The sequence below is a fragment of the Pseudoalteromonas sp. G5_S1_14_S5 genome (assembly GCF_054968605.1).
The window spans coordinates 1-13,036 of the sequence record NZ_JBQKUM010000010.1 but is presented as its reverse complement, the minus strand read 5'-3'; the positions used below and the strand labels follow the sequence as shown (position 1 = coordinate 13,036).

Here is a 13,036-nt window from a genome sequence, read left to right as displayed (position 1 = left end):
CGCGTTGTTACGTGAAGACTTATGAGAACAAGGCTACAAGAAGAACGGACTCGGTTGGAAAAGAGACTCAACATCTGGCACGTATTTCTTGTCTACTAGGAACATTACTACGTGGTCATCTTGTTCGATCACGGTTCTATCGTGCGCGATAAGCACCTCTTCTCCGCGAACAATGGCACCAATGGTGGTACCCGGTGGTAGTTTGATATCGCCAATTGCTCGGCCAACGACTTTAGATGTGGTCTCGTCACCGTGGGCAATCGCTTCGATAGCCTCAGCAGCACCGCGACGTAGAGAAGATACGTTAACAATATCAGCACGACGAACGTGAGTAAGTAGTGCAGAAATGGTCGCTTGTTGTGGGGAGATTGCAATGTCAATCACACCGCCTTGCACAAGGTCTACATAGGCACCGCGCTGAATGAGTACCATTACTTTTTTGGCACCCATGCGCTTGGCCAGCATTGCCGACATGATGTTGGTTTCATCTTCATTGGTTAGGGCAATGAATACATCAACCTGATCGATGTTCTCTTCGGTGAGTAGCTCTTGGTCTGCTGCATCACCACAGAATACTATAGTGTTTTCTAATTCTTCTGATAGCTTCTCTGCACGTGTGTAGCTACGCTCGATAAGCTTGATGCTGTAGCTTTGCTCAAGGCGTTTCGCTAGGCTTGCACCGATATTACCACCACCAACAATCATGATGCGGCGATATGGTTTTTCTAGGCGCTGTAGCTCACTCATAACTGAGCGGATATGGTTACTTGCCGCTACAAAGAACACTTCATCATCGGCTTCAATAATAGTGGTGCCTTGTGGGCGAATAGGGCGACCTTGACGGAAGATAGCCGCCACACGTGTATCGATGTGTGGCATGTGCTCACGCAAAGCAGACAGGGCATTACCAACCAGTGGACCACCGTAGTAGGCTTTTACCGCCACTAGGCTGACTTTCTGTTCTGCGAAGCTCACCACTTGTAGTGCGCCTGGGTATTGAATCAAACGCTCAATGTAACTGGTGACCAGTTCTTCTGGTGCGATTAGGTGATCGACAGGGATTGCACCTGATTTGAACAGCGCTTCTTTCTCTTCTAGATATTCTGGAGAACGAATACGTGCAATTCGGTTTGGCGTATTAAAAAGAGAGAAGGCAACCTGACATGCGGCCATGTTGGTTTCATCCATGTTGGTTACTGCAACTAACATGTCGGCATCTTGCGCACCCGCTTCACGTAATGTGTTTGGGTGGCTGGCATAGCCGTTTACAACCCTAAGGTCATATTTATCTTGAAGTTCACGCAGTCGGTCGGCATTACGGTCGACGATCGTGATGTCATTGTTTTCACCCACTAGGTTTTCAGCAAGGGTACCGCCTACTTGTCCAGCACCTAGGATAATGATCTTCATAGCCTTTCTCTTATTTTTGCCGTTGTAATTCTAGTGTTCTCATTCTGCTTTGATAGTGCACTAGAAAGAAACAGCGGCTAAGAAATAAAATCCTTAGCCGCTGTTAATTGTTAAGCCTGTTTTACTAGAACTGCGTAGTAGAAGCCATCCATATCTTCTTCACCAGGCAGTATTTGACGACCCGGATTTTTGATATCAGACCCAACTAGTGTTGCGTTCTCAGTACGTTCTAGGAATGCTTTCACCTGCAGAACGTTCTCTTGTGGTGTGATAGAACATGTTGCGTAAACCATGGTTCCGCCTTCTTTCAACTGGCGCCACATTGCATCCATTATCTCACTTTGCAGTTCAGCAAGCGCTTCAATATCAGATGCACGACGCAGCCATTTGATGTCTGGATGACGACGGATTACGCCAGTCGCCGAACAAGGTGCATCAAGTAGGATACGATCGAACTTATCGCCCATCCACCACTCTTCAGGGTAACGAGCATCGCCACAAATTACGTCGGCACGCAGTTGTAGACGTTCAAGGTTATCGTAAACGCGGTCTAAGCGTTTAACATCACAGTCAATCGCAACAACCTCTGTGTCGTTAGTGTGCTCAAGAATGTGCGCGGTTTTGCCGCCTGGTGCTGCACAACAGTCTAGGATTAGCTCACCGTCTTTTGGTGTTAGGTAATCAACCGAAAGCTGAGCCGCTGCGTCCTGTACTGAAACCCAACCTTTGTCGAAGCCTGGCAATAAAGTTACATCACAAGGTGAAGCCAATTTTATTGCATCTGCTGCTTCTGAGTGCAGGGTGTATTCAATGTTTTCGTTTTTAAGCAGTTCAACATACTCGTCACGAGTGTGGTGTTGGCGGTTTACGCGCAGCCACATTGGTGCCTTGCTGTTGTTGGCTTCAATCAGTTGTTCCCATTGATCTGGGTAGCTTTCTTGAAGCATTTTTAGAATCCAGCTTGGGTGGCCGTATTTGCCCGCGTTGTGGCTAACCGCTTTTTCATCCAGATCTTCTTGGTCACGTAGATAGCTACGCAATACAGCGTTGATCAAACCACTTAGGCTTGGGCCACGCAGTGTTTTGGTGCCCTCAACCGTTTCAGCAACAGCTGCATGCGAAGGGATGCGCATGAAGCTCAGTTGGTAAATGCCCACCAGAATCAGGTGGTGGAATACACGCTTTTTACCTTTAAGCGGGTTTTCCATCAGTTCGTTAGCGATTGACTCTAGGCGAGGCAGGTAACGAAGTGCGCCGTAGCAAATCTCTTGCAATAGAGCATGGTCTCGCGGGCGGATCGTTTTTTGAGCCGCAGGGAGAGCGTGTGAAAGAGAGTGGCCTTTATCGACAACTTGAAATAGGACATTTGCAGCAGCAGCGCGAACATTCATGAGGGGTACCGAATATTTATTTAAATACATGAGGGCATCTCTGCCCTCGTAAAGGTTTTCATAACTGCGTTATGGCAGCTTTAAAGCGGTTAAGAAAGTTGAGTTCCGACTTCAAACCAGCTTGCACGAGAGTTCAAGATATCCTGAACTGACATGGCTTTTTTGCCTGGAACTTGTAGCTGTTCAAGAACAAGTACACCTTGCCCCGTTGCTACATAGATACCCGTTTTATCGGATTGCAGAATAGTACCTGCAGGCTTATCAGAGGTTTGCTCTGCTACACGGCTTTGCCATACTTTGATGCTGTTTTCCGCAGCTTCAAAGTGGCTCATTGGCCATGGGTTAAAAGCGCGAACGCAGCGCTCAATATGAGCCGCGTCATCACTCCAGCTAATACGTGCTTCTTCTTTGCTTAGCTTCTTCGCGTAGTTCGCAAGTTCGTCGTCTTGCTTTTCAGCGACCGCTTTGCCAGAAGCGATGTCAGCTAAACACTCAACAAGAGCGTCAGGGCCAAGGCCCGCTAACTTCTCGTACATAGATGCGCTAGTATCTGTTGCTTCGATTGGTAACGTAGCGATACTCAGCATGTCACCTGTGTCTAGGCCGATATCCATCTGCATGATCGTCACGCCAGTCTCTTTATCACCCGCCCAGATAGAGCGTTGAATTGGAGCAGCACCACGCCAGCGCGGTAGGATAGAGCCATGTACATTGATACAACCTAAGCGAGGCGTATCTAAAACCACTTGTGGAAGCAATAAGCCGTAAGCAACCACTACCATGATATCAGCATTCAAATCTGCTAATTCTTGCTTAGCTTCATCTGACTTGAAGTTTTCTGGTTGGTAAACCGGAATGTTATTTTCAAGTGCGATGTTTTTTACTGGGCTCGCAGTCAGTTTCTTACCGCGGCCTGCTGGACGATCTGGCTGTGTGTAAACAGCAATAACTTCATGCTCCGAAGACAACAACGCCGCCAAGTGACGGGCGGCGAAATCCGGAGTACCTGCGAAGACAATTCTTAAAGACTGACTCAAGGTAAGGCTTCCTTCTTAATTTAGTAATAGCTGCGATTATTTGCCTTGCTTCTCATTGAAGCGTTTGATTTTCGCTAGCTTATCTTGAATACGTTTACGCTTAAGTGGCGATAGGTAATCAACAAATAACTTGCCTTCTAGGTGGTCAAGCTCATGCTGAACACAGATAGCCAGAAGGTCATCAGCATCGAAGGTGAATTCGTTGCCGTCACGGTCTAGTGCTTTAACCGTTACTTCTGCAGCGCGAGGTACTAGAGCTCGAGCGCCAGGTACAGATAGACAACCTTCTTCGATACCATCTTCGCCGCGCTTCTCGATAATCTCAGGGTTGATAAGAACCATTGGTTCATCACGCGTTTCTGAGATATCAATTACTACGATACGCTGGTGGAAATCTACCTGCGTTGCCGCAAGGCCGATACCTTCTTCGTCGTACATGGTTTCAATCATGTCATCAACGAACTTTTGAATCTCTGGGGTAACTTCTTTTACCGGTTTCGCCACGGTACGTAGACGATCATCTGGTAATGTTAATACTTGTAATACAGACATATACACTCGAAATATTGAACTGTGCCGAAACAGCTTTAACCTTGTTGGCTCAATTCTAGACATTTTAGAGGTCAAATGACAGCATCCTGATGGTAATTCTCCAAATATACAGACCAAGGAAGCTAGGTCATGCGTCATATTTACCCCACTTTATCGCTTGTTTTTTCCTCTATTTCTTTTGTCGTAGTGGCAGAGAATAGAGAGCAACCTTTAGCCATTAAGCGAGGTGCACCTGAAGCTTATGTAGTGGTTAAGGGCGACACGTTGTGGGACATCTCAGCAATGTATCTCGATAGCCCTTGGTTGTGGCCAAGGCTATGGCAGATGAATCCCGAAATAGAAGATCCTCACCTTATTTATCCCGGAGACAAACTGTCGTTGGTTCGGATTAATGGTGAACCTGTGTTGAGCCTCAAGCCTGTTATAAAACTCAGCCCTAAGATCCGTGTCTCGGAGAAGAAAGCAGTACCTACCGTTAATGAGGGATTGGTTTTGCCTTATTTGCAGTCTGCTCGCTTGGTTGAGCAGCAAGATCTTGAATCAACGAAACGAGTGTTGGGAACAAGCGATGGAAAACGCTTCTTGTCTGGGGAAGAACGATTATTCATATCAGGAAACCAGCAACATCCTAAGTGGGGTATCTACCGCGCCGTTGAAACTTATCAAAGGCAGCATCCTCAAGCGAGTATCACTTCTTTGCGCTTGGTTGCCACTGCGCGCCTACAAGAAGTCGATGATGAGTTCAGTAGCCTACAGATAGACACTCAGCTGCAAGAAGTTCTACTTAACGATCTAGTACTGCCAGAGCTGGGGGTCGACCAAGTGAATCTTTCTACTACGTTTTATCCTACCCCCAGTTCTGCGGGACAGTTTGCCAATCTTTTAGGTTCTCTCGAGGGTAATCAATACAGTGCAAAAAATCAGGTGGTGGTGATCAACAAGGGCTCGCATGACAACCTTCGCCAAGGCTCTATGTTTACTCTCAGAGAAAGTGGTGCTGTTGTATTCGGCAAACAAGGTGAATACAGCTATAAAGCGTCTGCAGCGAGTAATAAGGTGCAGCTACCAAGTATCTCGGTGGGCAGCCTTATGGTCATTCGACCTTATGAGTATTTTAGCCTCGCCTTGATCACTCAAAGTTTAAAGCCAGTGAGTAATCACATTTTGGCGGTATCGCCTTTGGATCTAGCTGTGACGCAAGAGGGAAGCGAGTGAATGAACAGCAACTGATCGCTTGGTTAACGTTAAGCTTTATTCCGCAACTGGGTGGAAAGCGTCTTGCTCGCCTACTGAGTGTTGATTCTCCTTTAAAGATTATTGGTTACTCACGGCAACAGCTACAAGCATTGGGCTTATCAACTAAACAAATCACCTATCTACGAGAGCAAGCCCCAAGAGAGGTAGAAGCTTGTCTCGCTTGGCAGGCTAAACAACCTAACCATCACATCCTGACTCCGACTTGCCCACATTATCCTAAATTGTTGAGTGAGATTGCCTCGGCGCCCACTGTTCTTTTCGTTAAGGGCAACGTTGAAAAACTGATAGAGCCTCAAATCGCCATGGTCGGCAGCCGTAATGCCAGTATCGAAGGGCTACAAACTGCGAAATCATTTGCTAAAGAGTTTGTACAAAATGGCTTGATTGTGACCAGTGGCTTAGCCTTAGGCATCGATGGCTATGCTCATGATGGTGCGCTACAAAAAGGAGGTGAAACCTTTGCTGTGTTGGGGGCTGGTTTGGATGCTATTTATCCTGCGCGACACAGAAATCTCGCGGCTAGGATATGTGAAAGTGGGGCGCTAATCTCAGAGTTTCGTCCAAGTGCTAAACCTCGACCTGAACATTTCCCGCGTCGCAATCGTATTATTAGCGGTTTATCGTTAGGAACCCTGGTAATCGAGGCTGCAGAGAAGAGTGGTTCACTAATTACCGCTCGCTACGCTTTGGAGCAGGGACGTGAAGTGTTTGCGCTTCCAGGCTCTATCCATAGCCCAACGAGCCGTGGAGGCAATAGCTTAATTAAAGCCGGTGCTTGCTTGGTACAGAGTGCTCAAGATGTCTTGGTTGAGATAAAGAGTCTGTTAGACTGGTCTATAGATCAACAGCCTAATTTATTCGAACCTGCGCCAAGCTTGGAGGAAAATGAACAATTGCTATTTCCACATCTGTTAGCTAACGTAGGATTAGAGACGACACCCGTTGATATTTTGGCACAGAGAACCCATATACCTGTGCATGAAGTCATGATGCAGCTTTTAGAGCTTGAGCTCTCAGGGCATGTTGTTGCAGTTTCCGGTGGCTATATTCGAAAGGGGAGAGGCTAGCTATGATGATGGACATACTGATGTACTTGTTTGAAACCTACATCCATAGCGATTCTGAATTGCAGGTGGATCAAGACGAACTTGAGGATGAACTTCTTCGAGCGGGGTTCCGCCAAGATGATATTTATAAAGCTCTCCATTGGTTAGAAGACCTTGCTGCATTGCAAGATACCGATAACCAAGCGGCGATTACTATGTGCTCTAATACCTCGATGCGTGTTTACACAAGTAAAGAGATATCACGTATTAATATGGAGTGTCGTGGTTTCTTGTTGTTCCTCGAGCAGATCAACGTCCTCACGACAGAGATTCGTGAAATGGTGATTGATCGTGTGATGGGGTTAGAGACCAATGAATTTGAGTTGGATGATCTGAAGTGGATTATCTTAATGGTGCTGTTTAACGTACCGGGTAATGAAAGTGCTTACACGCAAATGGAAGAGCTGTTGTACACCAAAGAGCAAGGTATCTTGCATTAATACAGGCTTATCATGAGTAGTAAGATTGATAATCAGCTTTTCTCAGCACATGAACATGCACTAGAGTACGAACCGTGTCCAAAGTGTGGCGGAGAGCTTCAGCTTCGACACGGTAAGCACGGCCCATTTTTAGGCTGTAAGCAATATCCGAGTTGCGACTACATCAAGCCTTTGCACCAAAACGATGGCCATGTAGTGAAAGATCTGGGTGTACCGTGCCCTAAATGCCAAAATGAGTTGGTGTTGAGGCAAGGTCGCTACGGCATGTTTATCGGTTGTAGCAGCTACCCTGCGTGTAATCACATTGAATCTTTAGACCAGCCCAAAGAACAACCTGAAGAGCGGCAGTTGGTTGGCTGTCCTGAATGTGGCAAAGGCCATTTGGTCGAGCGTAAATCTCGCTACGGCAAAACTTTCTACGCGTGTGATAACTATCCCAAGTGTAAGTTTGCAGTAAACCAGCCGCCTATTATCGGTCGTTGTGAAGAGTGTCAGTTCCCGCTGTTACTTGAGAAAAAAACAGCTCACGGAATGAAAAAGCAATGTGCCGACCGCAAGTGTCATCATATTCAATCTGAATAGCCTCAGGTTATAGAAATAAAAATGGCGCTCACTGAGCGCCATTTTTTGTATCTAAACTAACAAAGCTATGCTGGCTTATTTCATCTGCTCAGCAAATTCATGAATAGCTGGATAAGCTTTTTTGTCGAGGATATCTGCCAGAGAACATAATGTTCTTTGCAGTTCGGCGCTGTAGTCTGCGCTCACGTTAATGTGACCCATCTTACGGCCTGCTCGTTTCTCTTTACCATACCAATGCACATGACAACCGCCTTGAGCCAAAATAGCATCAGGTAGAGTATCTTCACCAAGGATGTTGATCATTGCAGTTGGACGAATCAACTTGGTGCTACCAAGTGGCATTCCACAAACTGCACGAAGGTGATTCTCAAACTGACAAGTCTCTGCACCTTGCTGTGTCCAGTGGCCTGAGTTATGAACACGTGGTGCAATCTCGTTAACCAACAGTGAACCTTGAACGTCAAAGAACTCAAGTGCTAGCACGCCAACATAATCTAAGCGCTCAGCAACCGCGGTAAACATGGCTTTCGCTTGTTCTTGCAGCTCAATATCATCAATTGCGGTCGATAGGCTTAATACGCCATAGGTGTGAACGTTTTCTGCCAATGGGTAAACTTGAACCTCTCCATTCGTTCCACGAGCACCAACTAGTGATACTTCACGGTCGAACGGAACAAACTCTTCTGCCACAATTGCCTGATTGTCGGTTGCAGCAATGCACTCGACCATTTCTGTCCAAGTTGCTTCAACCTTGTCTAATGTTTTTAAGCGCCACTGGCCTTTGCCATCGTAGCCGCCAAGTGTGCTCTTCAACACCATCGGTAGGCCAACATGAGAAATTGCAGTGTCAAAGTCTTCACGAGAATTAATCACGAAGTACTTTGCGTTTTTCACGTTCGCTTCGTCTAACAGCGCTTTTTCAAGGCGACGGTCACCGCCAGCTTTGATCGCTTCTGTGGTCGGTAAAAACTTACCGCTGCGCTCACATACTTCAAGGACATCATGAGGGATGTGTTCGAACTCAGCAGTAATGACGTCCGCGCGCTCAATCGCATTTTCTAAGCCGTTGCCTAGAATTGCTTGCGTTAATGGATGAACAATATTTTTGCTGCCAACATCAAAAGCAGAAATTTCAATATTCAGCGGTGCCCCAGCTAGGGACATCATACGAGCAAGTTGGCCCGCGCCTAACACAAGAACATGCATGGGAATTAGTCCTCTGCAGGGTTTGGATTAGCAAGTACCGTTTCTGTTTGCTCAGAGCGGAATGCTTCTACTTTTGCCATTACTTCTTCATTGTGTGTACCAATGATTTGAGCAGCTAGGATGCCAGCGTTCGCTGCTCCCGCTTCACCGATAGCCAGAGTACCTACCGCGATGCCTTTTGGCATTTGCACGATAGAAAGTAGAGAATCCATACCTTTCAGCGCTTTAGACTGAACTGGAACACCAAGTACAGGTACGCTTGTGAAAGCCGCCGCCATGCCTGGTAGGTGGGCAGCACCGCCAGCACCAGCAATAATGACTTTAATACCGCGCTCTTTCGCACTGGTTGCGTAGTCTGCAAGCAACTGAGGTGTGCGGTGAGCTGAAACCACTTTTGTTTCGTACGCTACGCCAAACTGATCCAACATCTCCGCAGCGAGCTTCATTGTTGGCCAATCAGATTTAGAACCCATGATAATACCGACATTCATCTCAAACTCCTTCAGGTACGATTTAATTAGTGATTAGATATTTTTCGCGCATTATACGGGTAAAACTGCTTTAGGAAAACGTTTGCGTCAGTCTAAATTGCCAATTGATACATTTTATAAATAAATAGCTTTAGTAACAGTGAGTGATAATTTGTACACTTAGCGAGTTCGATAACTGACTTAACGAGGCAACCCGTGGATAACTTTCAACATACATTGCAGGCATTACAACAGGGCGAAGTCATTGCTTACCCGACCGAAGGCGTTTTTGGGGTTGGTTGTGATCCTGATAATCCACATGCCATCAAGAAATTACTCGAGTTAAAACAGCGTCCAGTTGAAAAGGGCTTGATCTTGATTGCTGCAAGTTACGAGCAGCTGCTTCCTTACATTGATGAAAGCCAACTGACCGATGAGCAACTAGCGACGGTTAAAGCAACATGGCCGGGGCCGGTCACTTGGATCATGCCAACCAGTGCTAAAGTGACAGATTGGGTGAGTGGTCAGTTTGATTCAATCGCTGTGCGAGTGACGGATCACCCTTTGGTTCAAAGAATGTGTAATGAATTCGGTAAGCCGTTAACCTCTACCAGTGCTAACCTGACGGGGGAACCACCGTGTATGACAACTGAAGAAGTACAACAGCAACTTGGTCAACACTTGGTTGCGATTCTTGAAGGAAAAACGGGTGGTCGTGACAAGCCAAGCGAAATCAGAGATGCAAAAACGTCGAAAATATTAAGACAGGGTTAAGCCCTGCAAAGGAAAGTAAAATGTCAGCAATTGATAAAGATGCAGTAAAGCAGTTTTTACTGAGCCTACAAGATTCGATTTGCCAACAGCTTGAACAAGCTGATGGTAGCGCACTATTTAAAGAAGATGCATGGGAACGCGAACCTGGCGATCGCCTTGGTGGCGGTGGTCGTACTCGTGTGATGACTGACGGTGCAGTCTTTGAACAAGGTGGTGTAAACTTTTCTCACGTTGCAGGTAAGGCAATGCCCGCTTCAGCAACGGCTCATCGCCCTGAATTAGCCGGACGTAAGTTTGAGGCAATGGGTGTATCGTTAGTTATCCACCCTAAAAACCCTTATATCCCAACCTCTCATGCTAACGTTCGATTCTTTATTGCTGAAAAAGAAGGCGAAGACCCTATCTGGTGGTTCGGTGGTGGGTTTGATTTAACGCCATTCTATCCTTTCGATGAAGATTGCCAGTCTTGGCATCAAACCGCTAAAGATCTGTGTGCGCCATTTGGTGATAACGTGTATCAAGAACACAAAGAGTGGTGCGATAAGTACTTCTATCTGCCTCATCGCGATGAAACGCGTGGTGTTGGTGGTCTGTTCTTTGATGATTTAAATGAGTGGGGCTTTGAAAAGAGTTTTGCTTATATGCAGGCTGTTGGTGAAGGCTATGCTACGGCGTACCTACCTATTGTTGAGCGTCGTAAAGAGACACCTTATGGTGAACGTGAGCGTGACTTCCAGCTATACCGTCGCGGTCGCTACGTTGAATTCAACCTAGTCTATGACCGTGGTACCTTGTTTGGCCTACAAAGTGGCGGGCGCACAGAGTCTATCTTGATGTCTATGCCGCCGTTGGCTCGTTGGGAATACCGTTACGAACCTCATGCTGGGTCACCAGAAGCGTTGCTTTATAGCGACTACCTAAAACCTCGAGCTTGGTAGTTCTTCCTTCCTTATAGGGATAGTGATAGGGTCATCTATATAGATGACCCTTTTTATTATTTCTGTTAGGTAAGGATATGACACAGCAAGTAGATCGTTATGCCGTTTTCGGTAACCCTATTGGGCAAAGCAAATCGCCATTCATCCATACGTTATTTGCTCGCCAAACTAACCAACAACTTACCTATACAGCACTACAGCCAGAACATGGCCAGTTCATTACCTCGGCTAAAGCCTTTTTTAGTGAAGGTGGAAGAGGGTGTAATGTCACTGCACCATTTAAAGAAGATGCTTATCAGTTTGCTAATAGATTGACTGAAAGAGCTCAACTAGCCGGTGCTGTTAATACATTGAAGAAGTTAGATGACGGAGAAATCATTGGTGATAACACTGATGGTGAAGGCCTTGTTCAAGACTTACTTCAACATCAAGTGGCATTAGAAGGGGCTCGAGTTCTCTTGCTGGGTGCTGGTGGCGCAGCAAGAGGGGTGATTCAACCTTTGCTTGATCAAAAGCCGCAGCAATTAGTGGTGGCTAACCGCACCAGTTCAAAGGCTGAGCTGTTAGCTGATATGTTTGCTTCGCATGGAAACATTAAAGGGATGGGGCTAAGTGATGTGAACGAAGGCTTTGATGTCATTATTAACTCAACGTCATCAGGCCTAAGTGGTCAACTACCAGAAGTTTCTCCAACTATCTTCAACAGTAATAGTGTCGTATACGACATGGTTTATGGTTCGGGCAACACGGTATTCAACCAATGGGCACTAGATAATGGTGTTCATGCTGCTTATGACGGCTTGGGGATGTTAGTAGGACAAGCGGCTGAGAGTTTTATGTTGTGGCGTGGCCTTCGCCCGGGAACAAAACAGATTCTAAGAGAATTACGTAAGAACCTAGAGATATAACAAGGTATTTATAACAATGAATCAATCAATCCTATTTCCAGATATCCAAGATTGGGATGAAGAGAGTCAATCTATCATTTTCCCAGCTCAGCAGTCAGGCGCGCTGATTGAGTGCGTAGTTTCGATTGAAGAATTGTCACGATTATCAGGCAAAGGCGTTGAAGAAAGTGGTCAAGCGTTGGCTATCTTTGCAGAGCTTCGTTTTGATATTGAAGAGTTAGCAGAAGAGTTAATAGAAGAAGAGGAGTATGACTCCTCTAATAGAATTCAGATCAAAGCGCTTTAAACGGGAAGCACAGAGTCTAGGTAGTCGTTTTTATTCTGAACATAGTTGTCAGCTGATTTCTGTAAGAAAGCACGTTCCTTATCATTCAATGGACGTGCTTGTTTAACTGGGCTTCCTACATATAGATAGCCACTTTCAAGCACCTTGTTAGGTGGAACCAAACTTCCTGCACCAATCATCACGTCTTGTTCGACGACCACACCATCTAATACGATAGCGCCCATACCTACGAGTACACGATCTTTAATCGTGCAGCCATGCAGCATCACTTTATGGCCGATGGTGACATCATTACCTATTAATAGAGGGTAACCTTCAGGGTTCTCAGCATTCTTATGGGTAACATGGAGAACACTGCCGTCCTGGATATTAGTTCTATCGCCAATATGGATATGGTTCACATCTCCCCTAATTGCGACTAAAGGCCATATACTAGAGTCATCACCGATTTTAATATCACCAACAAGTACTGAGCTTGTATCTATATAGACACCTTGTCCGATCTGAGGTGATATACTTTTGTAACTACGTATTGAACTCATAAATCCTCCTTTATATAAGCACCTTAAGCCTTTAATTGTGGAGAATACTAGTGAAAATGGCACGTTTTGAACAAAAAACGCTCGAACAATCAAAAAAGTAAGAAAAACTTAAAAAAGGCCTTGCCAACGTGAAGCTG

General features: G+C 45.9%; 15 protein-coding genes. 8 read left to right on the top strand and 7 right to left on the bottom strand.

The genetic code is table 11. From position 1 onward, the window contains the following. Window positions 1-33: 33 nt before the first annotated feature. The 4 genes from trkA to def all read right to left on the bottom strand — a co-directional run bounded on the left by trkA (window position 34) and on the right by def (window position 4,390). Window positions 34-1,410: a Trk system potassium transporter TrkA gene (gene trkA, locus ACTRWI_RS04820; RefSeq protein ID WP_004739332.1), complete on the bottom strand. Its 1,377-nt coding sequence runs from the start codon at window positions 1,408-1,410 to the stop codon at window positions 34-36. 110 nt (window positions 1,411-1,520) lie between these two features. Further along, window positions 1,521-2,801, bottom strand: a complete 1,281-nt coding sequence (gene rsmB / locus ACTRWI_RS04815) for a 16S rRNA (cytosine(967)-C(5))-methyltransferase RsmB (protein ID WP_499129700.1) — start codon at window positions 2,799-2,801, stop codon at window positions 1,521-1,523. Window positions 2,802-2,890: 89 nt separating this feature from the next. Next, the gene (fmt, locus tag ACTRWI_RS04810) at window positions 2,891-3,838 is read right to left on the bottom strand and encodes a methionyl-tRNA formyltransferase (protein ID WP_499129699.1); all 948 of its coding nucleotides are present in this window, start codon (window positions 3,836-3,838) and stop codon (window positions 2,891-2,893) included. A gap of 36 nt (window positions 3,839-3,874) precedes the next feature. Next, on the bottom strand, window positions 3,875-4,390 hold the full coding sequence (gene def, locus ACTRWI_RS04805) for a peptide deformylase (protein WP_004739338.1): 516 nt from the start codon (window positions 4,388-4,390) through the stop codon (window positions 3,875-3,877). Window positions 4,391-4,519: 129 nt separating this feature from the next. On the opposite strand from def, the gene ACTRWI_RS04800 reads away from it, so the two are divergent. From ACTRWI_RS04800 to ACTRWI_RS04785, 4 genes are read left to right on the top strand one after another with little or no spacing between them, the layout of a single operon-like run. Then, window positions 4,520-5,605: a LysM peptidoglycan-binding domain-containing protein gene (locus tag ACTRWI_RS04800; RefSeq protein ID WP_499129698.1), complete on the top strand. Its 1,086-nt coding sequence runs from the start codon at window positions 4,520-4,522 to the stop codon at window positions 5,603-5,605. Next, the gene (gene dprA, locus ACTRWI_RS04795; protein ID WP_499129697.1) at window positions 5,602-6,714 is read left to right on the top strand and encodes a DNA-processing protein DprA; all 1,113 of its coding nucleotides are present in this window, start codon (window positions 5,602-5,604) and stop codon (window positions 6,712-6,714) included. Before ACTRWI_RS04800 ends, dprA begins: the two co-directional genes overlap by 4 nt. 5 nt (window positions 6,715-6,719) lie before the next feature. Then, a complete protein-coding gene (locus ACTRWI_RS04790; RefSeq protein ID WP_499129739.1) occupies window positions 6,720-7,193 on the top strand; it encodes a DUF494 family protein in 474 nt (157 codons plus the stop codon). A gap of 12 nt (window positions 7,194-7,205) precedes the next feature. Further along, a complete protein-coding gene (locus ACTRWI_RS04785; protein ID WP_499129696.1) occupies window positions 7,206-7,775 on the top strand; it encodes a DNA topoisomerase family protein in 570 nt (189 codons plus the stop codon). Window positions 7,776-7,850: 75 nt separating this feature from the next. Here the strand turns inward: ACTRWI_RS04785 and ACTRWI_RS04780 are convergent, their stop codons facing one another. Together ACTRWI_RS04780 and purE are read right to left on the bottom strand one after the other, a co-directional pair. Continuing rightward, window positions 7,851-8,981 carry a 5-(carboxyamino)imidazole ribonucleotide synthase gene (locus ACTRWI_RS04780; RefSeq protein WP_499129695.1) on the bottom strand — a complete coding sequence of 377 codons (1,131 nt, stop codon included), beginning with the start codon at window positions 8,979-8,981 and terminating at the stop codon, window positions 7,851-7,853. A 5-nt stretch (window positions 8,982-8,986) separates the two neighbouring features. After that, a complete protein-coding gene (gene purE / locus ACTRWI_RS04775) occupies window positions 8,987-9,472 on the bottom strand; it encodes a 5-(carboxyamino)imidazole ribonucleotide mutase (RefSeq protein WP_499129694.1) in 486 nt (161 codons plus the stop codon). A gap of 171 nt (window positions 9,473-9,643) precedes the next feature. Between purE and tsaC the strand changes: the two genes are divergently transcribed. From tsaC to ACTRWI_RS04755, 4 genes are all read left to right on the top strand, one after another. After that, on the top strand, window positions 9,644-10,225 hold the full coding sequence (tsaC, locus tag ACTRWI_RS04770; protein WP_499129738.1) for an L-threonylcarbamoyladenylate synthase type 1 TsaC: 582 nt from the start codon (window positions 9,644-9,646) through the stop codon (window positions 10,223-10,225). 20 nt (window positions 10,226-10,245) lie between these two features. Next, a complete protein-coding gene (gene hemF, locus ACTRWI_RS04765) occupies window positions 10,246-11,163 on the top strand; it encodes an oxygen-dependent coproporphyrinogen oxidase (RefSeq protein ID WP_499129693.1) in 918 nt (305 codons plus the stop codon). Between the two features lie 77 nt (window positions 11,164-11,240). Beyond that, the gene (gene aroE, locus ACTRWI_RS04760) at window positions 11,241-12,071 is read left to right on the top strand and encodes a shikimate dehydrogenase (protein WP_499129692.1); all 831 of its coding nucleotides are present in this window, start codon (window positions 11,241-11,243) and stop codon (window positions 12,069-12,071) included. Between the two features lie 16 nt (window positions 12,072-12,087). Then, the gene (locus tag ACTRWI_RS04755) at window positions 12,088-12,357 is read left to right on the top strand and encodes a DUF1488 family protein (protein ID WP_499129691.1); all 270 of its coding nucleotides are present in this window, start codon (window positions 12,088-12,090) and stop codon (window positions 12,355-12,357) included. Here the strand turns inward: ACTRWI_RS04755 and ACTRWI_RS04750 are convergent. Next, complete coding sequence (locus ACTRWI_RS04750) at window positions 12,354-12,899, bottom strand: gamma carbonic anhydrase family protein (RefSeq protein WP_499129690.1); 546 nt, start codon at window positions 12,897-12,899, stop codon at window positions 12,354-12,356. The genes ACTRWI_RS04755 and ACTRWI_RS04750 overlap by 4 nt on opposite strands. Window positions 12,900-13,036 lie beyond the last annotated feature (137 nt).

Bases quoted from the DNA above. Each gene is read 5' to 3' on its own strand.
- trkA (WP_004739332.1), bottom strand. From the start codon at position 1,410: ATGAAGATCATTATCCTAGGTGCTGGACAAGTAGGCGGTACCCTTGCT.
- rsmB (WP_499129700.1), bottom strand. From the start codon at position 2,801: ATGAATGTTCGCGCTGCTGCTGCAAATGTCCTATTTCAAGTTGTCGAT.
- def (WP_004739338.1), bottom strand. From the start codon at position 4,390: ATGTCTGTATTACAAGTATTAACATTACCAGATGATCGTCTACGTACC.
- ACTRWI_RS04800 (WP_499129698.1), top strand. From the start codon at position 4,520: ATGCGTCATATTTACCCCACTTTATCGCTTGTTTTTTCCTCTATTTCT.
- ACTRWI_RS04790 (WP_499129739.1), top strand. From the start codon at position 6,720: ATGATGGACATACTGATGTACTTGTTTGAAACCTACATCCATAGCGAT.
- ACTRWI_RS04785 (WP_499129696.1), top strand. From the start codon at position 7,206: ATGAGTAGTAAGATTGATAATCAGCTTTTCTCAGCACATGAACATGCA.
- ACTRWI_RS04780 (WP_499129695.1), bottom strand. From the start codon at position 8,981: ATGCATGTTCTTGTGTTAGGCGCGGGCCAACTTGCTCGTATGATGTCC.
- purE (WP_499129694.1), bottom strand. From the start codon at position 9,472: ATGAATGTCGGTATTATCATGGGTTCTAAATCTGATTGGCCAACAATG.
- hemF (WP_499129693.1), top strand. From the start codon at position 10,246: ATGTCAGCAATTGATAAAGATGCAGTAAAGCAGTTTTTACTGAGCCTA.
- aroE (WP_499129692.1), top strand. From the start codon at position 11,241: ATGACACAGCAAGTAGATCGTTATGCCGTTTTCGGTAACCCTATTGGG.
- ACTRWI_RS04755 (WP_499129691.1), top strand. From the start codon at position 12,088: ATGAATCAATCAATCCTATTTCCAGATATCCAAGATTGGGATGAAGAG.
- ACTRWI_RS04750 (WP_499129690.1), bottom strand. From the start codon at position 12,899: ATGAGTTCAATACGTAGTTACAAAAGTATATCACCTCAGATCGGACAA.